This is a genomic window from uncultured Brevundimonas sp., from assembly GCF_963975535.1.
Classification (GTDB): Bacteria; Pseudomonadota; Alphaproteobacteria; order Caulobacterales; family Caulobacteraceae; genus Brevundimonas.
On the sequence record NZ_CAXBHE010000012.1, the window covers coordinates 19080 to 39310 of the forward strand.

A 20231-nucleotide genomic window follows, 5' to 3' on the forward strand; every position below is an offset into this window, starting at 1 on the left:
TCTATTCCTCCGGGGTTACTTCAGCCGGATCGGTTTCGTCTTCGTCCAGCTCTGCGCCGAACTCCGCAATCGCCGCCTCAAGGCCAGGCGCAACGCCAAGCTCGGTCAGCATGTTGACGGCCGTCCGGCTCATCGCGTCGTCGGGGATCAGGGCAGTCTCACGAAGCGTCTTGATCGTCTCGGCAGTTGCCTTGCCGATGTCGGCACGTTCCTTCGCCGTGGTCTGCCACAGGCTCGCCCACTCGTAATACAGGTCATCGGGGCGCGACCCGAGCGCGGAGCGGATCAGGCATTCATCGAGAATCTGCATTGATGGCTGCAACACCAGTTCTTGCATGCTCTGGATGCGGTCGTAGTAGTTGCGCAGGTCCGATTCACCCGTGGCACTCATGCCGCCGGGCGATTGCCCGAGTAGCCGCGTCATCGGGATGTCGGCAGCGCCGGATACGATCTGCAAAAAGGTATTCAGCACGTCCGGCAATGTCGCGAAGGTGGCGCTTTTCTGCTGATAGTCCTCTTCCGAGTCGATCAGAAGCGCGCCGTTGATGCCCTTGGCCATGGCTGCGAGCGTTGCGCGCTCCACCACAAGACGCCGGTATTCCGGATCGGCCATGCCTTCCATGAACCGGGGAATCTTGATCACGTCAATCTTCGCTTCAAACACCAGTGAGGCGATGTTGGCGCCCGTGGCATCGGCGTTCTTGACGGCATCGATGCAGGCGTGAAGCACTGAATCGCCCCACCCATAATCGAAGCCCGTAACCAATTCGGGGTCAGGCTGCGGGTTGCCGATGAATCGCACGATGCGAGACGGGTGGATCTGTTGATTGCCACCGCTGCCCGAGACATCGTAAGCGCGCGGCAGGTTGTAGAACTCCGACAGCGGGTCGGTCTCAAGCTCTTTCGGGTTCAGCACGCGGCGGCTCAGAACGGTGAGATAACGCACCCCCCCAGCCTTGACCGTTTGCGGGTTCAGCGGCTTCGAGGGGTCAGCATCGTTGGTCCCGATGTACAGCCCGGCGCCACCGTAAAGACGGCCCCGCGTCCACGCTTCGAGAACCTTTGCCTTCAAGCCCAGCCGCTTTTCCTCGGCTTCGATCTTCGTGATGTCGGCGGACTTAGCCTGCCAGTTGCGCCACTTGCGGCACGCATCAAGGGCCGGGATGTCCACGATCTTCTTCGGCAGCCATGCCGAGCGGTACATGTTCGACAACTGGTCGTCGTTCGTGCACGGCGCGGTGTAGAACGTGCCCGATGCCTTGTCGCGCTCAGTGCCCAGATTGGCAACCAAGTTCTTGAGGCTGTCGTTGTTCTGGACGGTCGTCATGCGACGTTGGCCAGGTTGTAGCTGCTGCCAGACAACAGGGCAGCAAACGCCCCCGAAAGCGCGTCCACCTGGTCATCATGGGCTGCGTTCGGAAACATACTCACCTCGTCTAAAAACGCTTCGTTCCAACTGCCGCGAACGAGCTTGATATTCCCCGCTTCGGCCTGGGCCGATACCGGGGTTGCGCGCACTTCTTTCGATCCGGTCTCGCGTTCGGCTCGGGCATTCCAACCGGCCAACAGGCGCACCAGATACGACGCGTAGCTTTTGCCAGCGCTGCCGGGGTCTTCCGGCAACACAATCGGGACTGACTTGCCGTCTTGCAAGGCGGTCGCCTTGATCGTGCGCTCCACGCCTGCCGCCGCCTCTCTGATGCGCGTCACGGCCTCGACGTAATAGATTCCGGCCTGTTCGCTCAGCAGCAGGCCCACGGTCCAATCAGGATCGCCGGTGCCCTTTGCCTCGGTTCCGGCCAAGTCCCAGCGGCGCACCTTGCGGCGACTTGCCGGGGCTGCGTCGACAATCTCGAACCACGCCCGCTTGAACAGGCCACCTTCGCGCGGTGCCGGGCGCTGTTGCATCTGCCCGGCCCATGCGTAGCTGCCCATCACCTTCTTGTCGCGCTCAATCACAGCGGGCGGGAAGCGCTCGGGAAACAGCAGCTCGCCGTCGTTTGTGCGCGGGTCCGTGAACCCTATGCTGGTCTTGCAGCGCCGATCCGGCTCGAACTCCATGGGGAGCACAAGGGCGTCATAGCCCAAACCTTTAGCCTCGATCACTCCGATGACATCGCGTTCATGCAACCGCTGCATGATGCAGACGATGGCGGACTTGTCCGGGTTGTTCAGACGAGTCGGAACGGCCTCAAGGAACGTGGTGTTCACCGTTTCCCGCTTCGCCTCGCTTGCTGCGTCGTCAACCGATAACGGGTCATCGATCACGATGCTGTCACCGCGTGAGCCGGTCAGGCTGCCGAATGGCATGGCCTGCCGAAAGCCCGTCGCGGTGTTCTCGAATTTCTTTTTCTCGTTCTGGTCGCCGGTCAGCTTGACCTCTGGCCAAAGCGAGCGATACCAGTCCGACTCAATCAAGCGCCTGCAACGCAGGTTGTCGCGGATCGCCAGTCCTTCGGCGTGCGACGTGGCGATGATCCGCTTGTGCGCCTGACCCTTCGGCCCCCACTGCCACGCTGGCCAGAACACCGACGCCATCAATGACTTCATGCTTCCGGGCGGCACCGCGATATACAGTCGCGTGATCTGCCCGTCGGTCACCGCCTCAAGATGCTCTGCTACCGCGTCAATGTGCCAGCCATGAACGTACGGCTGACCGGGTTCGATCACGTGCCACGCTTGCTGAACGAAGGTCGCAAGCGAGCGCTTACACGCCTCACGCTCGATTGCCAGCCAATCAGCCGGGGTCAGTTTCAGCGCGGCGGGCACGTAATAGCTCGGCAATCGTGCCGTTGGAGAGTTTCGAGGTATCGATGGTGGCCACGGCAACCGCGCCACTGTGGTGATGATTCAGGCTCTCAACATGCACACCGGCAGCCTTGCCGCGTGCCACCTCGGCAGCGATAGCGGCGCTGATCTGCTTTTCATCAATCGCCAGATCGCGCAGCATCTTGAGGTCTTCAAGGTGCCCGCGAAGCGTTACCTGGGCGGCTTCCGCCATCGGCTTGCGTAGGTCGGCCACCCTTTGCGACACCTTAGCGTCGGCCATCAGCTTGCTTGCGTTCACATTCACGCTGGAAGGCTTCATGCTCTTCACGGTGTATGCGTGCCGGTATGCGTCGGACTGATTCATTCCGGACGCTACTGCTTGGGCGAACTTCTCTTGTTTCGGCGTGAGAGCCATAACGCGCCCTCATTAAGCCGGACGTGAGATGGCCCGCTCTGGGCTCCATCCGCGCCGCAGGCGTCTGGTTATTAACCTTCGGCTGATCCCAACTTGGTCCGCCCAGTCAGCCGCGAACATCTTCTTGCCGCCAATTTCTAGCGGCACGGCCTTCCTGGTATTGCGAGACTGCTGTTTCGACGTCGCCCATCGGCAATTGCCGGGCGCATAACCCAGAGTTGGGTCTATTCTGTCAATCGAATGAGCGGGGCTTGGGCGCTCTCCCATGTCAGCGAGAAACGACTCGAAGGATTCCTCCCACCTCGGACAGACCTTGACCCCAATCGCTCCGTACCACCTGAAAGAAAGGTTTCTCTTGTTGTTGCACCTTTGCTTCATGTTGTGCCACGAGCTGTAGGTTATTGAGCCGCGCTTACCGTGCTTTGTTGATCTCTTGTTTTCCGCCTCCTTTATGAGGCAGCCGCAGGACCTTGAACCGGTGGGTGTTAGCTGTCCTTGAGAGAACTCTCGCTCAACGCCGCATTCACATCTGCAGAGCCAGATTGTTCTTTGGTACGTCGGGTACTTACGCACTCCGATCCGCTCCAATACCTCTAGTCGTCCGAACTTCTGGCCAACAAGATTCTTGGTCATTGAGATTCCCGAGAGTTGTGCCGACCACCGCCGGCAGGGCCAATAGATGCCCCGCATACACGGGGCCTCCCTCGCTATCGACTGAGCGATGCTGGACGGGGAGAAGGGTGAAGTGGGTCGCCGGTTACAGCGTCCGGCGCGCTTGCTGCGTTGCAGCGGCTTACAGCGCTGGTGGTCATCTGCGGGTTACTGGTCCCGCGACCTGATGCCACTCAGGTCAGTTCATGCCCTTCGGTCGGCTGGCGAGCCGCTTTCGTTTGAGGGACCGGCCCCGTTAGCCTGGAACGGAGCAACCGCATGATGTTGGCGCAGGACCGTGGAATCGAACCTGGTCAGCGATCCAGATATTCGATTGCTCGTCTCAGGGCGTCGGTGCTATCAGAAAGAAAGCCGATTGCCGAATTGCATTTCGCACAAAGCAACCCGCGAACCCTCCCGCTCTTATGACAGTGATCTACGCATGTCCTGCGACCCTCAAACGAGGCCAGGCAGATCGCGCAACTCCCGTTCTGAGCTTCGAGAAACTTCCGGTGCTGCTCCGCATTGATGCCGTATTGGCTTCTCAACCGGCCATCAAGGGAGCGATTTCTTGCGGCACTGGCCATATAGCGAGAGGTGTTTGCCCTGTAGTGCCGCCGGTTGTACTCGGCCTTACACGCCTTGCAAGACGACTGGAGCCCTTTGCGCGCGTGAGCGTAGAACGCGCTTGCCGGCTTTTCATCGCCGCACGTCCCGCAAACCTTCATTCCTGCCTCCTTGGAGACCCGGCCGAGACCATCTCGCGTCCCACATTGGAAGCAGGGGCCGGAGTTGAACCGGCGCGCTGGCCTGAGACGTTGCGGCCATTTCCTGCCGCCTCGGGAATCCTCAGGTTTCCGGCTCTGCCACTGAGCTACCCTGCTGTGAATGAAAGCGGGCCGGATCGCCAATCCGGCTGCGCGGTGCTGTGCTACGCCTTCGACACACGATCTAATCGGTCATGACTCCGCGTCGATCCGCGACTTCCGAGTGCCTGTGCTACAGGCTTCCGCTTTCAAGCGATGCCGTCCGGGGCCTCGCGCTACGCACTTGGCTGGTGCCGCATCCTTCAAAGCTCTCGGCTGTCCGAGAATCAAAAACCGTCGTACCCGTCAGTCGCCACGGGCGCCCTTGGTGGCTTCTTCGACGCTATCCGCTGCGTCAACAGCAGCATCAGCCATGGGCTTGGTCACGGTGCGGGTCATGTCCGCCGCGATCTTCACTGGCGCAATGGCGATCTTCGCCACGTCTTCGACAATTCCGAGAATTGATCCGAGCATTTCAGGTCCTCCAACGCAAAAAGCCCGCTGGTCGGCGGGCTCTTTAGTCAACTTCTGCACTATGCGCTTTCTTATACGCACTAATTCCGCGATTGTCAAATGTCCCTGATTCGACGCCCGTACGTCTCCATCATGGCGCGGTCATACGTCGTCATGGCGTAGTGGCGGACGGCTTCGCGGAGCGTGCCCAGCGCTCGGTCGTGGAGGATGCTCACCAAGTCTCGGTCGGCCCGCGCCTTGTCGGCGATCTCCTGCAACGACATCATGCGGATGAAGCGCGCACGGATGATGTCGCGGGCCTGTTGATGCAACTCCATCACGCGGGCATCGATGGTGCGATAGAGCCCCTGCCCGTCCTCATCGGCCTTGATCAGCTCGGCGAGCATCGGGTCAGAGTGCGTTCCCGGTGAGCGAACATAACGCTCCTGTTGTTCGACGCTGCCACCGCTGCCGAGGCCTGGACGCTTGACCCGTGCCCAGCCGCCCCAGTCGCGCATGATCTCGGTGAACACATCGTTGCGCTTGAACCGTGCGCGCACGTTCCGCATCTCGATTGGCATCATCGTCGCAGCGTTCAAATTTTCTCTCCCGGTCGTGCCGCCATCACTGTCGCAACCCTCGCCTCTCCATCTCCGCGACGATCTCGGCTCTGATTCGATTGGCCGCATCGGCTTGCGGGCTGCCCGGCCTGGGTGGGCGCTGGTTGAACAGGCGCGCTTTCAGCTTCCGGTCTGATTCGACTTTGAGGTTCATGCAGCCTCCATGCTCAGATACCGCGTGATCGATTCCGCCGCCTCATCCCAGCCTTTGGCCACGACCGTGGCGTAACCCTGCCCAGCGAGCCGTGAGAGCCATTCGCGCTGCTCGGGTGACGTAGTGCTGCCCTTGCGCCGCTTAAGCTCCACAAAGAGCCCGTGGGAGCCGCCACGGGGCACGGGGAGGCAAAGATCAGGAACGCCGGGTTTCACACCTTCGGCTTTGAGCCGCCCGGCAGTGGCTTTGCTCCGATGGCCACCGTTTGGCACCGCGAACAACAGCGCCAGTTCGGGATACGCGGCCTTTGACGCAGCGGCCCAACGCATCAGGGCCACTTGCTCGACGTGTTCGGTTGGGCAGGTCATGCGTAGATGCTCCCGGCCTGCCCACGCTCATTGCTGTCTGTGCAATCAAGCCGGTGGTCGCTAGCCTTCGGGCAGCGCTTGCAACCGCAAGTGCCGCACAAGATCATCTTCGTCGCGGATAGCGGCGCAAAGAAGCCACCAAATGAGGCGCCCTTGCGTTGCTCATCAATGCACCGATGGCACTCGCATTGATCGCTTCCGTCTGTGATTCCTCGAAGGCTCATCCCACCACCTCAATCTTGCCCCGGCACACACCATCGTCATCGCGCATGTGCGTCGCAAACGACACGACCCGGTAGTCCGGCACCTGATCGATTTCAATCGTCCGATACCGGGCGCAGCTTTCGCGCTCATCACAGATCGGGTCGGACGGCCCCAGTCCGATGCGACCGGCGCAGCGGCTCACGTCTAGGGATAGGGGGGTCATGCCGCCACCCCGATCAACCGATTCTGTTCGGCCAGCAGCTCGTCATCGGTGCCCCAATGCGCCCGGAATGGCTTCGCGCCACGCGCGAGGCTCGGCCCCATTGCAAGCTCTGCCATCTGCACCGGCAGAATCGAAACGCCGCGGTGATGCCATGGGCAAAGGCCGATGGTGTAGTCATGCCCACGGCGGCGGCCACAGTCGGTGATGTGATGGATCTCTGGCGGCTCATATACGTACAGCGTTTTGAGGCAGCAGATGCAACCGATTTCCTTGATCCGCTCGAAGCGGGCCTGTTGGGCCTTCGTGGCCTTGCCGGTGCTGTTGTGTAGGGTCATGCCGCCCGCTCCTGTTCAGCCTGCATCAGCGACTGAAACTCAGGGTCGGACCACACAACGCCACGGTCATTGCCGAACGCATACATGAGGTCGATCAAGTCGCCCATCTCCGCAATCGTCATCTTGCTGGTGCGCTGCCCGAGAATGACGAAGCCGCCATCGATTCCCATGGCGACGCGCTGGTGACGTTTCAGGCCAGCCGACAGCACATGCTTCCAGTCATCCGGCGTGAGGCGCTGCATGCGGCCGTCAACCGGCCATTCCACCTGCCGGGCGATGTCGCCCAACATGGCCCACATTCGTCGGTTTTGGACCGCGCTCCGCGTGTCCCGGTGCGCCTTGAGCGTGATGTCCTGCGGCCCCTGCGTCTCGACGGCCTCCATGATCTGGCGCCAGACGCGGGCGAGGCTTTCGCGGGTTGCTGTGAGGGTGGTCATGCGGCCACCTCGGCGAATAGGGGCATCGTCGCGGCCGCGATACGTGCCTTGGCGATCTCCGCGTATTCAGCGTCGCGCTCGATGCCGACGAACCCAAAGCCTTCAATCACCGCAGCTTTCCCAGTGCTGCCGCTGCCCATAAACGGATCGAGCACCGCGCCGCCCGGTGGGGTCACCAGACGGCAGAGGTAGCGCATCAGGTCGGTAGGCTTCACGGTAGGGTGGGTGTTTCGCCGTGGACCGCTTTCTGCACTCGGCGGCCTTTCGCCACGAGCCACACGGTAATCCTGATCCGTCCACTTGTTCCCGTTTGGGCGATGCACTGCGTCAAGATGCTCCAGCCCTTCTTCCCGATCCTGCTTGCTGGCCTTGGCGCAGTAGAAGAAACGGGCGGCTGAGCCGCCGTTGTCTGCATGGCCAGCACCAACAAACGCACCACCCTTGCCGAACACGTTGGCGCCACTGGAGCCGAGCGAGGTGTTGTTATTGCGCGGCGCACCACTCGAAGCCCCCGTCACAGGAAACGCCGCCAGAACCTCGTCGCTGCCGTCATGGATCAGGTTGGCGGGCCAGCGGCCAGCGTCGATATTTTCGATAGCGTGTCCGGTTCGCGCCCACGAGCCGCTTCGATCTTCTGTCCCGTCCGGGTTCTTTGGATATTCGGCTTGCCCTGACCGCTTCGTCGCCCCTTCCGTGCCTACCCGGCACCCATCAACATTGATCGCCCCGGTGCCATACTCCAGCACGTTCGCTGCTACCGTGCCGATGAGAGGCTTGCGGGCGACGGTGATCGGTTCTAGCGCGGGCTTCAGCGCGGTCCCGCCCCACTCGCCGTTGTGCGACTTTGGGAATCCGGAGCCATAGACCCACGCGATCATGTCCCGAATCTCGAAACCGGCGTCCTCGATGCGAACTGCCATGCGGTGTTGCGTGCGCGTGCCAGCGAACGCCAGCAGGTGGCCGCCCGGTTTCAGCACGCGCAAGCACTCGGCCCATATCTCAGTGCTCGGCACGTCGTAGTCCCACTTCTTGCCCATGAACGAAAGGCCGTATGGAGGATCGGTCACCACTGCGTCGGCGCTGCAATCCGGCAGATCACGCATTGCTGTCAAGCAATCGCCAGTGATGATTCGCACGCTCATGCCGTCACCGCCATCACTTCCACCTCGCTCACAATCCGCTCAAGCTCTTTCACCAGCTTGGCGTGATCCATCGTTTCGTCGTGGCGCTGAATTGCCCGCATAAACAGCCGCATGCCCTGTCGGCATTGAACGCTGGTGAGGCCGTCAACGAGGTCATCGGCGCTCATGTGAAAGCCTCCTGGTCATGCCATGACGGGCTTCCATCCGCGTATTCCGGCAAGGTCGGCGGCCTGTCGAAATAGCGGTACGTCTGCCACTCGAACCAAAGCGAGATGAAGGGCTCCTCGTCTCCGTTGCGCTGCTTCACACAGCCCAACATGCAGTCGGGCCTAACGATCAGGTCTTGCGTCAATCGTCCGGCCTTTCGCACGTCCGCTTCTTTTGGCTTGTTGCGCCAGACGATGACGGCGGTATCCACCATGTCCACAATACCGCCGGAACCTTTGATGTCGCCCTTCTCGGGCAGTTGGCTCTCGCCCTTCTCGGTCTTGCGGACGTGGTGCACCAGGGCAACGTGCGTGTTTTCGGTGCGCGAGAAGTCCGACAGACGATCCACGAACGATTGCTGTCCGGCGTAGTCGTCGTCCTTGATGCCCAGCTTGGAAAGGTTGTCGATCACGAACAATTCCACGCCGTAGCGCTTCACGGCGTAACGCATGGTTTCGATCAGCGTGTCGGCTTTGTCCTTCGTGCCGGGGTCGAACACCCAAAGCGAATCGCGCCAACTTTGCGAGAGCATCCGGGACTGACCCTCGGTCGGCTCGCGACGGCCAATGGCCTGAATGTGCAACCGACGCAACAGCTTGGGCGGCGTGAACTCCAAGCTGGCAATGCAAGCCCGGTGGCCCATCTTTACAGCGCTGACGGCAATCATCCCGACAACTTGCGACTTCCCGTGGCCGTTGATTCCAGCCCAAAGACTGGTTTCGCCGGGCCGCAACACAAGCGATTGAGCCTTGCCGCTCCACGGCAGCCGAATGCCCGCCTCTGGCCCCGTTTTGCTCAGTTCGGCCCACACCGCATCGGCGTAGTCCGCCGCGCTTTTCAGGTTCTCAGGGTCAAGGCTTCTCGCGCTGTCAACGGCCCGCCGCATCTCATCAGCGGGGATGCCATCGATCAGGCACTGGTTCGCGTCCTTGCGCGGCAGTACGGCCACGCGGACACGTTCGCGGCCAAGACGCTTGGCGATTTCTTCGGTGGCCTGGGCGCCCGCTGCATCGCTGTCGAGCGCCAAAACGATCTCATCGAAACAGGCCAGCCGGTCGAACTCGTTATCGATCCACTGTTGCTTGCCCTTGTCGCCGCCACCGAACGGAACCGATAGCGCGGGCATGCCGTAATCCCACATTGCCAACGCATCGAACTCGCCTTCCACCAGAATCACCCGGCGCTGTCCGGGGTCGATCACCTGCCAGCCGAACAGGCAAGGCTCGCAATCGGCATCGGTCCAGAATTTCTTTTCCGGAATGGCCCGGTACTTCGCCGCGATCAAGTCCCCGTCACGAAGATACGGGAACATCAGCGCGCCCTTTTTGAATGCCAGCTTGTACGCCGCCATGGCCGCGTCGCTGATCTTTCGCACTGAGCGAACCCACTCGGCACCCTGCGGCGGCAGCGAGCTAACGCCCTCCTTGGCGGGCTTGCTGAATCGGCGCTTTGGGGCTTCGACCTTCGGCTGTTTGATGCCAAGCCAATCCATCGCTTCGCGGCAAGCGGTCGGCAAATCGACGTTCTGCGTCTGCATCCACAAGCCGATCATGTCGCCGCTTTCGCCGGTTGCGAAGTCGGACCACACGCCGGATTTCTCGCCGGTCAGGTGAACTTTCAGGCTTTCCCCGGCGCTGCCGTCGAGGTCGCCGCAGATCCATTCGTGGCCCTTGCGCTTGCCGTCCCTCAGCAGGTGCAGGCAGGCCCGCTCCACGTCCCCGGCCAGGCGTTGTGCGATTTCAGTGGCTCGCATTGGCGGCCCCTGGTCCGGGGAATGCCCGGTTGTTTTCGTCGATGATGCGCTGCTCCCACTCGGGGATAGCCTGCCCGGCTGCCTGCTGGTCCTTGCACCAATCGCCCTTGAACCCGCGCCAAGCATTCTCCGCAGCCATCTTCACGGCCTGAGCCGGTGAAAGCCCGGCGGAAGCCGCCTCTCGCTTCACCGCCTCCCATGCGCTCACGGTCAGCGGCGCCCGATGCTTCGCCCTCACTGCCAGCCAGTCCACGGCGTGCTGGTCGTTCACCCCTTCCGCCGCCATCTGCTTGGCCGTCACGGTTTTGGATTTCTTGGGCGTTGGGGAATCATCGCCGCCATCAGGCGGCAAGCGCACTTCGGTGCGCGTGTCTTTTGCTTTTTCTTCTTTTGGAAACGGTAACGGAGACGGAGACGGAGACGGAGACGGTAACGGAGACGGGGCACTGCCAAAACCTGCCAATGGCATGCCACTGGCACTATCTTGGCACTGTGTTTCGGTGCTACCCGCATGCGTCGAGCTTGCTTCTAGCAACTTTTCTGCATAGTCGGGCATGAGCTTGGCAGCAGATTTCCGTCCGTGTTGCTTGCACAGCGCAGCCCACCGAGACTTCTCTGAGCGCGCTTCGGCACCCGCAGCCCAAGGGTTATGTTCTGCCCAGTCGTGGACGCTTCGCGTGCCCTCTGCGCCATCCAGAAATCCGACATCAGCAAGCGCGGCGACAAAAGCCCCAGGCTCGCCAGTCCAGTCAACGGCGAGCTCGATGTCCTCGTCGGTCAAGCCTTCCAGATCGCCAGATGATCGGTTGCCAGCCACCCATAGGAATAGGCAGACCAACCTGAACGCGCCACCCTCACCAATGCGGCGGATGAGCTTTTTGGTTTTCGGATGACGCGGCAGTTCGAGCGAAATGCGGGCGTCCATCAGATCTCTACACCCAGCTCAACCATGATCGATGCGGCGCGAAACGCTGCTTCAAATCCGGCCTTCCTCTCTGCTGAAAACTCCATGTCCATGTCGCCCCAGCCAGTCAGATCAGACAAAAGCTGCATCACTGCCGGATGCGCCATCGCTGCTTTGGCAAGCTGCGCCGCCTCACTTAATTCATCTGCCATGCTCATTTCCTCGCCATCCAGAGAAAAGGCCCCGGCGTGAGGGCGCGGGATGGCAGCGCGCCCTCCGGTGTTGCAACACCGTGCCGAGATAGTCGTTGCGGGCGCTCACACGCCCTCCCTGTCCGCAATGCTGCGGATGGCCCGCTCGTAATCGGCAGGGCTTGCCTATGGGTTCGCGTGGACCCAATCGGCCTTGCTCATTTCGTACCGCTGATGCGCCGTGTGCTCGCGGCAGAATCGCTCCGCATGCGGCCAACAGACGTCGGCATACCAAGATTGATCGGCGCGCTTGCGCGATGCGATGCTCTTGCCGCTGACGCCGATTGAGCAGGTGCCAGCGCCCGCTTCGGGATTGATCGCGTCGGGCACGAAGTGCGAGCAATCGACGCACCTTGTCCAAGCGCTATCCACGTTCGCGCGCCTCAAGTGCATCAAGCTCCATTTGCAACCGATTCCGCTCACGCGCCGTCAGCCGCGCGCCACGAAGCTGCAGTTCCAGCTCCCGGCGCTCCTGTGATCTGGGCACCGAACGCAGCGCCACGGGCTTCGAAGGATGGCCCTGGCGCGGCTTGCGCGGGCGAGCGCTGAACTCCAAGCGCGGAAAGCGGGCGGGCGTGGTCATGCGGCGCGGGTGTCGCGCAGAAAGCTTTTGATCGTCGCCAACTCGGCTTCGGCGGCTTCGCGCTTCTCGCGCTCCTGCCGCAAACGGCCCTCTAATTCGCTCTCACGCTTGCGCAGCGATGTCGGGTCATAGCCCCGGCTGTAGGCCAGCCAGAGAAGCGGCAGGTCGGTCCCTGTGGCATCCATCAGGCGATCCAGAAAATCGCCCTTTATCCCGGCGTCGCCCTGCTTGATGCGTGCCCATGTCGGAGCATCAACGCCGGTATCGATTGCAACCACCTTGTCATAGCTGCCGGACATCTCAGCGGCCCGCGCACAAGCGTGATGCAGGCTGCGGATATTCGGCAAAATCGACAGGTCGATTTGCAGTGCCGGGCGCTTAACGCGCAGGTCCAATTGCATGTCCATGGGCGACCTACAAGGAAATTGCGTTGCGTTGTAAGTCGGAATCAGGGCAAAAAAAGGCCCATGAATACGAGCGAACACGACGCGAGGAATAAAAGGCCCGACGCGCGATCTGGAGAACACGCGCCGGGGAATCGCCCTGCCCCGCGAGGGGTGACGGGACAGGGAGAGGAGAAAGGTTCACGCCGCCTCGCTGGTGGAGGGGGTGCTACGGATGAGGGATTGATGCAGCGCCAACAAACTGATGGCGGCATCTGCGCGCGGGGCGGCGGTTCGCCCTTTGATAATTTCACGCACTGCATTGGCAGTTACGCCCATGTGCCGAGCGATGGAATCGACCGATTCGCCGCTCAACATCAGTTCATCAATTCGCTGTTTCCATGTCATGCAACCTAATTTACAGGATACTGTAAGCGCACGTCAACAGCATTCTGTTACAGCGTTCTGTGACTATCGGCGCATGGAATCGGTAGGTGACAGAATCAAGAAAGCACGCGCGCGCGCAGGCATGTCGCGCACCGAGCTTTCTAAGCGCTCGAAGGTCGGCTATAGCACCATCGCTGAAATCGAGAACGGCGGCATGCGCTCATCGACAAAGTTGCACCAGTTGGCGGCCCCGCTAGGAGTCTCGGTTGAATACCTAGCAACAGGAAAGGAGGCGCCGACATTGGCGCTCCCCGCTCCACCCCTTGCCATTGCGGGGCCAGCTTCTACAAGCGAAACCCGTCGCATTCAGCAGCGTGAAGGCGGATGGATCGGGGCCAAGATGACGCCCGCCCAGCAATCCCTATTGCGCGCCGTCGAACTGATGGGGCGAACAATCCCCGACGAACGTGCCAAGGCGCTCGCCGAGCTGGTGCTGTTGTCTGGAGGGCCTGTCGACGCGCCGCCAAAAATCACGGCATGACCTATCCCGCCGCCCTCGCCCTCGCCGCCCGCTACGGCCTGCAACGCGAGTTTGCGATGTCGTACCGGCAGGTCCGCCCCTGGTGGGCGTTTTGGATCAGCGAGGAGCGTGCGGTATGGTCTGCGCTGGTGGATTGTGATTTGCAGGGGCATCGAGTGACAAGCAAAAATGATGATTCGCTGACCGAGCAGATCAGGGCAAAAGTGCGCCAACGCAAAACCGACGATTTTCTTCGGGAGAACGCTGCCGCCGTAGCCGAAGCGGAGCGCATAGCCAAGATTCAGCGCTCTCGCGACAGAGAAGACCTATCGATCAAAGTAGGTGTATCGCTTGCCACCGTGGTCATTGCGCTATCTGCTGTCTGGCTTTTCTTTGGGCCGGACGCCCCAGCGCCTCCGAAAACCGATGCCGAGATTCGGCACGACGAACTGTCGATTGGGTTCAGCGTCTGGAATGGCTCACACATCGAGCTGACGCAACGAATCAAGGCGGCCATGAACGACCCTGATTCGTACGAGCATGTGGACACGCGATACCGTGACAACGGCGATCATCTAATCGTCACCACGTCCTTTCGCGGCGCCAACGCTTTCGGCGGCAAGGTGGTCAACACCTGGACGGCCAGAACAGCGATTGACGGGCGAGTGTTGCAGATCATCTCCACGCAGTAGCGCGACCACGGAGCGACAAATGAAAACCGCAATGCAAGCAATTCTGTTGTCCTGCATCTTCATCTGTGCAGCCGCCACGGCTAATCCCAAAATTACGCCCGGCGCTGACTTGCCGGTCACCCGCAGCGGATACCCCAAGACGTTCGAGCGCTGGGGCGAAGCTGGCGTGGCTCGCATCAACAAAGCCATCAAAAACGGTGCTCAAACTGTGGCGGCCAATAGCAAATGCGACAAGGTGGAAATTGTCGCCCTGTCTGATGGTCGATCATCCCCTCCGAACAACATCGTCCTGTTTGCAGACTGCCGCAATGGCGAGCGCTTCTATCTCACAGAGGCACAAGCGAACCAGCGGGCGGCTACGGCCTCTCAGTCTCAGAAGCTCGCAGGGATCAGCAAGGGTGATGCGATTGTCAAATGCCGCGATGCTATCCGGGCAAACCTCGCAGTTCCCAGCAGCTTCAACCCCGCCACGCTTTCGACCCAAGCGATAAGCAACAAAACAACCGGCACGTGGCTTGTCACGATGAAGTTCAAAAGCAAAAACCGCATGGGTCAGGAGCTGCCAGGCAATGCGGAGTGTTCTGTCTCAGGCGATGGCCCGCCGCAGGTCACCATAAACTGACGGCCTTTCGGCTCACCTAACCCCGCCAAGTGCGGGGTTTTTTGTGGGCGCTAGCTAAGTGGTTGATTTGCCTTGAATCATAATTACAGAATCCTGTTGCATGCGCCTACAGCTTTCTGTAATATGTACTCCATCGCCCCACCACGGGCCGAATGGAGAACGAGATGGCACGCAAGACTTACACCACCCCCGAGCAGGAAGCCCGCGAAGAACTCGCAATCGAGGCCACCTACGGAGAGGACTCAGGCGACTGGCTGGCCCGCTATTTCAAGGCCGAGGCGAACGACAACAGCCTCGCCGCCGATGTGTTCATGGACGAGCTGAACGACGCCCTGATCAACAACAGCAACGACATCATCGGCATCGTTTTCAAAGAGCGTTATCGCGCCTTCATCGCCGCCAACCTGGACGACGAACAGGTGTGGGACCGCATGCGCAAAAACCGTCTGGCCGATGAGGAATATGCGGCTGATGAGCGTTATGCGGCTCTACGCGATGAGGTGGAAGCATGATCCGCGCCCTCATCAATCTGCTGATCAACAACCCCCTGCCGGAGTGGGCAGACCTGCCCGATGGCTGGGAGCCCAACCCGGCAACCGTCGGGCGGATCGCTCGCGAAGCCGACGCACTGCGGGCCAATGGCGAGCGGAATGCGGCGGTTCTGGGGGGTGGCAAATGAGTGCCCTGCGCATCAGGGGCTTTGACAGCGCCTATCCCGGCAGCATGTCTGAGCGCGAAGACGGCGGTTATGTCCAGCGCGACGACCCAGGAAGCCTCGCCGGCGCGTTGCTCGAACTTGTCCGGTCTGGCGATCGCGCGGCCCGAAACCTCCTCGACGATCTGGATCAAGCGGCGGCTGAGTTGGCGAAGGCAAACGCCCAGCGCGACAGTCTGCTGATAGCACTGATCGGCTGCGTCGAGCACATGGAGTGCAGCACTCCACAGGGCTTGAAAGCGTGTGACGACGCCGCCGCGCTGATTACTGCGATGGGCGGTGACGCATGAGCACCCAAACCATCCGCGTCCGCCTCCCCGCCGACGCCAGCGCCATGAGCGTGACGATGGCCCTTGCCTCAGTCGCGCAACGCATGGGCTTTCGGCTCACGGCCACGCACTCAGAGCCGGGCATCACCGACATCGACATGGTGCCCGGCTACGTGCCGAGCAACGTCATCCCCATGCGCCGGAGTGGCGCGATCAAAGGAGTTAAGTCGTGACAGCGATTGCAACCATTGAGCAGGCGCGTCCGCTTGTTCGGCAGGAAGGCCGGGCACTGACCGCACTCGACATCCGCGAACGGGTCAACACCATTCAGCAGGTGATGAGCGCGGTCATGAAGCGCGACGTGCATTACGGCGTCATCCCCGGCTGCAAGAAGCCGAGCCTGTACAAGCCGGGCTCCGAAGTGCTTTTGGCCACCTTCCAGATCGCCACCAGCATTCAGGTGACAGACCTGTCTACGGACGACTGCATCCGTTACCAAGTTCGCGTCATCGGCACCCACTCACAGAGCGGCACGCTTCTCGGTGAGGGCATCGGCGAATGCTCATCCAACGAAGAGAAATACAAGTGGAAGAAGGCGTACGACGAAGAGTGGAACGCCACGCCTGAGAACCGCCGCCGCATCAAATTCGGCAATTACAAAGACAAGCAGGTCCGCACGGATCCGGCTGACGTGGCCAACACCATCCTCAAGATGGCGAAAAAGCGCGCACAGATCGACATGACGCTGACCGTGACCGGCGCGTCGGACTGCTTTGACCAGGACATCGAAGACCTGCCCGAACACCTGCGGCCGGCCGATGACGTGGGCCGCAACGCTGGGCTCATGCCATACGCCGACGACCAGTTCAAAAAGAACTTGCCTGCATGGCAGGCGGGCATCGCATCCGGCCAGTTCACAGCCGCCGACGTGATCAAGAAGGTCGAGACACGCGGCCTGCTGACCGACGAGCAGAAAAAGCAACTGACCGACACGAAGGTCAACCCACCGCAAGAACAGGAGATTCCTGAGTGAAGACCATTGAAGGATTGATCCAGGGCGATGCCGCGTGGCATGCCCACCGAGCCACAACCCGTAACGCCAGTGACGCGCCGGCCGTTATGGGCGTGTCGCCCTACACCACCCGCAGCGAACTGGTGAAGCGCTACGCCACCGGCATCGCGCCGACGGTCGACGAAGCGACACAGCGCCGCTTTGATAGCGGCCACGAAGTGGAGCCCGCCCTTCGCGCCATTGCCGAAGGCATCGCCGGAGAAGAGTTCTATCCCGCCGTGGCCGTCAGCGATGACGGTTACTTGGGCGCCAGTTTCGACGGCGTGACGATGCTGGATGACGCCATCTGCGAAGTGAAGCTCGCCAACCGCGCGAAGATGGAAACGATCCGCGACGGCTTCATTCCCGAGGGAGATCGTTGGCAGATCGTTCAGCAGTTCGCCGTGTGCGAGTCCGCGACCCGCTGCATCTACGTCTGCGGCGACGGCACCGAGGAAGGTAGCGAATCGCTGATCATCGAACGCGCCGACATCGAGGGCGACATTCCGAAGCTAATCGCCGCGTGGAAGCAGTTCGACGCCGACGTTGCCGCGTACGTGCCCGAGGAAGCCGCCCCGGTCGTCGTGGCCACCCCCACCGAATCCCTGCCCGCCGTCTCGGTGCGCATGGACGGCGCAATCGCCGTCATCAGCAACCTCGACCTGTTCGGCGACCGACTCAAGGCATTCGTCGCCGGCCTGGACATGAAGCCCGACACCGACCAGGCGTTCGCCGATGCCGAGGCCGCAGTCAAGACGCTGAAAAAGGCCGAAGAGGCACTGACCACCGCCGAAGAATCCGCGCTGGCGCAGATCGACCCGGTCGAGGCCATGCGACGCCAAGTTGCCGACCTGCACGAAACCGCGCGCAGCACGCGCCTGCTTCTCGAAAAGGTCACCAAGGCGCGTAAGGAACAGATTCGCACCGAGGAAGTGGCCAAGGCCCGCGCGCAGTTCAGCGAGCACGTCGAGGCCATCAACAAGACCTTCGGCGGCAAGGTTCGCCTGCCCGACGTGCCGGCCGATTTCGGAGGCGCGATCAAAGGGCTCAAGACCCTGACCAGCCTGCGCGACGCCATCAGCACCGAATTGGCACGCGCCAAGATCGAGGCCGACCGTATCGCCAACGGCATCCGCACCAATCTGGAATTGCTGCGCACCGAAGCCGCCGGGCATGAGTCGCTTTTCTCCGACGCTCAGCAGCTCGTCACCAGCAAGTCCGAAGACGACCTGCGCAACCTCATCAAGACGCGCATCGCCGAATTCCAGCAGCGCGAGCAGGCCCGGCTCGATGCCGAGCGCGCAAAGATCCGCGCCGAGGAAGAGGCCCGTGCCCAGCGTGAGGCCGATGCAAAAGCCGAGCAGGAACGCCAGCGCATCCGGCAGGAAGAGCAGGCCAAGGCGCGGCAGGAAGCCGACGACCGGCGTCGACTGGAGGCGCACGCATCGGCAGAGCGCAGCGCCGCCGCAGTCGAGTCAATGGCACGCAGCGAAGAACCGCCCAAGTACGACGCGACGCCGATCAAGTCCGCCAACGACGACGGCGCCCGCATCCGCCTGGGTGAACTGAACGCCCTGATCGCCCCGCTATCCATCAGCGCGGATGGCCTGGCGCAGCTCGGCTTCGAACACGTCGCCACCGACAAGGCCGCGAAGCTCTACCGGGCGTCCGACCTGCCGCGAATCCTTGGCGCCATGTCTCGGCACCTGATGAGCGCCGACAAACTGGGGCGCGCCGCATGAGTTCCCGCTACCGCCCCGGCGCCGATAACCCGATGGCGCGCCACAGCGACCAAATCGTGCGCCGCGCCCGCCTCATTTACGCCCGCGGCTACACCCAGCAAGAGACGCGGCAGCACCTGGCCGACGAAGGCATCGAGGTCGATCGCTACACCCTGTCCGGCTGGCTGCACTGGCATAGCCGCGTTGATGCCGGCGGGGCCTTGCGCGAGGGGGTGGCCGCATGACGTTCATCTTCCGCCACCACGAAGCCGATGGCATTCGGTCTGAGGCCGTATTCAGCGACTGCGAACGCTACCGGTACCTGCTGTCTCGCCGGTGGTCGGACGAGCCCAAGGCTGTGTTGCTCGCGATGAACCCCAGCACAGCCACCGAGGTGCAGAACGACCCAACAATCGAGCGCTTCATGCGTCGTGTGGGCCTCTGGAACTCGGCGGGCGCAGATTACGGCGCCGTCTCTGTCGTCAACGTCTTCGCGTGGCGCGAGACCGACAGCAAGCAACTGCCGAAGCGCATCGCCGAGGGTCGGGACATCGTCGGTCGGCACAACGACACGGCAATCACCGAGGCCTGCACTGATGCCGGGATCGTCATCTGCGGATGGGGCCAGCCCGGAAACCTGATGGGCCGAGGCCCGGCGGTCATGCAGATGCTGCGGCGTCAGGGCATCCGACTTCATGCGCTGGCCATCAACGCTGACGGAACGCCCAAGCACCCTCTTTACATCGGCTACGCAGCCACTCCGGTGGAGATCGAGGCATGAGCCTATCCACCACCCTACGCCTTCCGCCCACCATCGCCGAAATGGTCCGCCACCGTGACCAGGCTGTCGCTCATCTGCGCGAGGCCGGTCGCTGCATCGAACAGGCTGCAGAAGCTGCGACGATGATCCGCGAACACGCCATGCCCTTCGGTGCGCGCTTTCAGCAACCGCTCGAAACGCTGATTGCCGAGTTGGATCGCAAGGCATGGCGTGAAGCATTCCGCATCGGCGGCTTCGAGGCGGTTTGGGATGCGAAGGCGCGGAAAGAGTTTGACGACTCGCTCGAAAAGAACCCGCCCGAGTTCAATGCAGCGAACCTGCGCGCCAACCTGATGGAGTACCTGCCGCAGAAAGACCACCTGTTCGCGCGTGGCTTGGTGGCCATCTTCCGCAAGCTCAGCGGCGACTACAAACGCCACGCCGATGCCGGGTTCAGCGTGCCGCAGAAGATGATCGTGCGGAGCTGGTCAAGCGCCAGTTATTTCCGTGGCCGGCAGATCGCCTGCTACTACGACGGCGAAGTCCGCGACTTCATGCGCGTGCTCTACAAGCTCACCGAGCGCGAGTTCGACTACGGCCCGGTGCAGTCGCTCATCAACGCCGCATGGGCCCAGGGCGAGCCATTCCACGACGAATACGTCGTGCTGAAGGCGCACAAAAACGGGAACGTCCACATTCACATCAAGGACCGCGCGTTGCTGGCGCGAATCAACACCGTTGTCGCCGATTACTACGGCGGCAACGCATTGGGAGAGGCCGCATGAAAACCAAGAAGCGAGACGTGCGTAAAGCCCGTCGTCAAAAGGAACAGCGGA

At 61.7% G+C, this 20231-nt stretch carries 29 protein-coding genes and 1 tRNA gene; 13 read left to right on the forward strand and 17 right to left on the reverse strand.

Features of this window, described 5'->3' with window-relative positions:
• Position 1: 1 nt before the first annotated feature.
• The 16 genes from AACZ75_RS14185 to AACZ75_RS14260 form a co-directional block, all read right to left on the reverse strand.
• Positions 2-1327: a phage portal protein gene (locus tag AACZ75_RS14185; protein WP_339754116.1), complete on the reverse strand. Its 1326-nt coding sequence runs from the start codon at positions 1325-1327 to the stop codon at positions 2-4.
• Positions 1324-2769 carry a phage terminase large subunit gene (terL, locus tag AACZ75_RS14190; RefSeq protein WP_339873730.1) on the reverse strand — a complete coding sequence of 482 codons (1446 nt, stop codon included), beginning with the start codon at positions 2767-2769 and terminating at the stop codon, positions 1324-1326. The genes AACZ75_RS14185 and terL overlap by 4 nt, the downstream gene beginning before the upstream one ends.
• Positions 2738-3184 (reverse strand): terminase small subunit, encoded by a 447-nt coding sequence (locus AACZ75_RS14195; RefSeq protein ID WP_339754111.1) that lies wholly within the window; start codon positions 3182-3184, stop codon positions 2738-2740. Before AACZ75_RS14195 ends, terL begins: the two co-directional genes overlap by 32 nt.
• A 1425-nt stretch (positions 3185-4609) precedes the next feature.
• A tRNA-OTHER gene (locus AACZ75_RS14200) sits at positions 4610-4719 on the reverse strand.
• Between the two features lie 228 nt (positions 4720-4947).
• Positions 4948-5175: a hypothetical protein gene (locus AACZ75_RS14205; protein WP_339873732.1), complete on the reverse strand. Its 228-nt coding sequence runs from the start codon at positions 5173-5175 to the stop codon at positions 4948-4950.
• A 35-nt stretch (positions 5176-5210) separates the two neighbouring features.
• Positions 5211-5693, reverse strand: a complete 483-nt coding sequence (locus AACZ75_RS14210; RefSeq protein WP_339754107.1) for a sigma factor-like helix-turn-helix DNA-binding protein — start codon at positions 5691-5693, stop codon at positions 5211-5213.
• A 25-nt stretch (positions 5694-5718) separates the two neighbouring features.
• Complete coding sequence (locus AACZ75_RS14215) at positions 5719-5868, reverse strand: hypothetical protein (RefSeq protein WP_339754105.1); 150 nt, start codon at positions 5866-5868, stop codon at positions 5719-5721.
• A complete protein-coding gene (locus tag AACZ75_RS14220; RefSeq protein ID WP_339754103.1) occupies positions 5865-6236 on the reverse strand; it encodes a VRR-NUC domain-containing protein in 372 nt (123 codons plus the stop codon). The genes AACZ75_RS14215 and AACZ75_RS14220 overlap by 4 nt, the downstream gene beginning before the upstream one ends.
• Positions 6237-6456: 220 nt before the next feature.
• A complete protein-coding gene (locus AACZ75_RS14225; RefSeq protein ID WP_339754101.1) occupies positions 6457-6663 on the reverse strand; it encodes a hypothetical protein in 207 nt (68 codons plus the stop codon).
• Positions 6660-6998 (reverse strand): Ref family recombination enhancement nuclease, encoded by a 339-nt coding sequence (locus AACZ75_RS14230; RefSeq protein WP_339754099.1) that lies wholly within the window; start codon positions 6996-6998, stop codon positions 6660-6662. Before AACZ75_RS14230 ends, AACZ75_RS14225 begins: the two co-directional genes overlap by 4 nt.
• Positions 6995-7435 (reverse strand): recombination protein NinB, encoded by a 441-nt coding sequence (locus AACZ75_RS14235; protein ID WP_339754096.1) that lies wholly within the window; start codon positions 7433-7435, stop codon positions 6995-6997. The genes AACZ75_RS14230 and AACZ75_RS14235 overlap by 4 nt, the downstream gene beginning before the upstream one ends.
• Positions 7432-8577, reverse strand: coding sequence for a site-specific DNA-methyltransferase (locus AACZ75_RS14240; protein ID WP_339754093.1), 1146 nt, complete (start codon positions 8575-8577; stop codon positions 7432-7434). Before AACZ75_RS14240 ends, AACZ75_RS14235 begins: the two co-directional genes overlap by 4 nt.
• The gene (locus tag AACZ75_RS14245; RefSeq protein ID WP_339754090.1) at positions 8574-8744 is read right to left on the reverse strand and encodes a hypothetical protein; all 171 of its coding nucleotides are present in this window, start codon (positions 8742-8744) and stop codon (positions 8574-8576) included. The genes AACZ75_RS14240 and AACZ75_RS14245 overlap by 4 nt, the downstream gene beginning before the upstream one ends.
• The gene (locus tag AACZ75_RS14250) at positions 8741-10537 is read right to left on the reverse strand and encodes a toprim domain-containing protein (RefSeq protein ID WP_339754087.1); all 1797 of its coding nucleotides are present in this window, start codon (positions 10535-10537) and stop codon (positions 8741-8743) included. The genes AACZ75_RS14245 and AACZ75_RS14250 overlap by 4 nt, the downstream gene beginning before the upstream one ends.
• Positions 10524-11462: a hypothetical protein gene (locus tag AACZ75_RS14255; protein ID WP_339754084.1), complete on the reverse strand. Its 939-nt coding sequence runs from the start codon at positions 11460-11462 to the stop codon at positions 10524-10526. The genes AACZ75_RS14250 and AACZ75_RS14255 overlap by 14 nt, the downstream gene beginning before the upstream one ends.
• Positions 11462-11653: a hypothetical protein gene (locus AACZ75_RS14260; protein ID WP_339754082.1), complete on the reverse strand. Its 192-nt coding sequence runs from the start codon at positions 11651-11653 to the stop codon at positions 11462-11464. The genes AACZ75_RS14255 and AACZ75_RS14260 overlap by 1 nt, the downstream gene beginning before the upstream one ends.
• 289 nt (positions 11654-11942) lie before the next feature.
• On the opposite strand from AACZ75_RS14260, the gene AACZ75_RS14265 reads away from it, so the two are divergent.
• Complete coding sequence (locus AACZ75_RS14265) at positions 11943-12170, forward strand: hypothetical protein (RefSeq protein WP_339754079.1); 228 nt, start codon at positions 11943-11945, stop codon at positions 12168-12170.
• A gap of 101 nt (positions 12171-12271) precedes the next feature.
• Here the strand turns inward: AACZ75_RS14265 and AACZ75_RS14270 are convergent, their stop codons facing one another.
• Positions 12272-12682 (reverse strand): hypothetical protein, encoded by a 411-nt coding sequence (locus tag AACZ75_RS14270; protein ID WP_339754076.1) that lies wholly within the window; start codon positions 12680-12682, stop codon positions 12272-12274.
• Positions 12683-13007: 325 nt separating this feature from the next.
• On the opposite strand from AACZ75_RS14270, the gene AACZ75_RS14275 reads away from it, so the two are divergent.
• The 12 genes from AACZ75_RS14275 (at position 13008) to AACZ75_RS14330 (ending at position 20180) form a co-directional block, all read left to right on the forward strand.
• Positions 13008-13586, forward strand: a complete 579-nt coding sequence (locus tag AACZ75_RS14275; protein WP_339754072.1) for a helix-turn-helix transcriptional regulator — start codon at positions 13008-13010, stop codon at positions 13584-13586.
• A complete protein-coding gene (locus tag AACZ75_RS14280; protein WP_339754069.1) occupies positions 13583-14257 on the forward strand; it encodes a hypothetical protein in 675 nt (224 codons plus the stop codon). The genes AACZ75_RS14275 and AACZ75_RS14280 overlap by 4 nt, the downstream gene beginning before the upstream one ends.
• A 19-nt stretch (positions 14258-14276) precedes the next feature.
• Positions 14277-14879 (forward strand): hypothetical protein, encoded by a 603-nt coding sequence (locus AACZ75_RS14285; protein WP_339754066.1) that lies wholly within the window; start codon positions 14277-14279, stop codon positions 14877-14879.
• A 164-nt stretch (positions 14880-15043) separates the two neighbouring features.
• Positions 15044-15391, forward strand: a complete 348-nt coding sequence (locus AACZ75_RS14290; protein ID WP_339754063.1) for a hypothetical protein — start codon at positions 15044-15046, stop codon at positions 15389-15391.
• Positions 15388-15558 carry a hypothetical protein gene (locus tag AACZ75_RS14295; RefSeq protein WP_339754060.1) on the forward strand — a complete coding sequence of 57 codons (171 nt, stop codon included), beginning with the start codon at positions 15388-15390 and terminating at the stop codon, positions 15556-15558. Before AACZ75_RS14290 ends, AACZ75_RS14295 begins: the two co-directional genes overlap by 4 nt.
• Entirely contained in the window at positions 15555-15884 is a 330-nt protein-coding gene (locus AACZ75_RS14300; protein ID WP_339754057.1) for a hypothetical protein, read from the forward strand. Before AACZ75_RS14295 ends, AACZ75_RS14300 begins: the two co-directional genes overlap by 4 nt.
• Positions 15881-16096, forward strand: a complete 216-nt coding sequence (locus tag AACZ75_RS14305; protein ID WP_339754054.1) for a hypothetical protein — start codon at positions 15881-15883, stop codon at positions 16094-16096. The genes AACZ75_RS14300 and AACZ75_RS14305 overlap by 4 nt, the downstream gene beginning before the upstream one ends.
• On the forward strand, positions 16093-16896 hold the full coding sequence (locus AACZ75_RS14310) for a hypothetical protein (RefSeq protein WP_339754051.1): 804 nt from the start codon (positions 16093-16095) through the stop codon (positions 16894-16896). Before AACZ75_RS14305 ends, AACZ75_RS14310 begins: the two co-directional genes overlap by 4 nt.
• Positions 16893-18656 (forward strand): YqaJ viral recombinase family protein, encoded by a 1764-nt coding sequence (locus tag AACZ75_RS14315; protein WP_339754048.1) that lies wholly within the window; start codon positions 16893-16895, stop codon positions 18654-18656. Before AACZ75_RS14310 ends, AACZ75_RS14315 begins: the two co-directional genes overlap by 4 nt.
• Positions 18653-18880: a hypothetical protein gene (locus AACZ75_RS14320; RefSeq protein WP_339873738.1), complete on the forward strand. Its 228-nt coding sequence runs from the start codon at positions 18653-18655 to the stop codon at positions 18878-18880. The genes AACZ75_RS14315 and AACZ75_RS14320 overlap by 4 nt, the downstream gene beginning before the upstream one ends.
• A complete protein-coding gene (locus AACZ75_RS14325; protein WP_339873739.1) occupies positions 18877-19416 on the forward strand; it encodes a DUF1643 domain-containing protein in 540 nt (179 codons plus the stop codon). The genes AACZ75_RS14320 and AACZ75_RS14325 overlap by 4 nt, the downstream gene beginning before the upstream one ends.
• Entirely contained in the window at positions 19413-20180 is a 768-nt protein-coding gene (locus AACZ75_RS14330) for a DUF4942 domain-containing protein (RefSeq protein ID WP_339873740.1), read from the forward strand. The genes AACZ75_RS14325 and AACZ75_RS14330 overlap by 4 nt, the downstream gene beginning before the upstream one ends.
• Positions 20181-20231 lie beyond the last annotated feature (51 nt).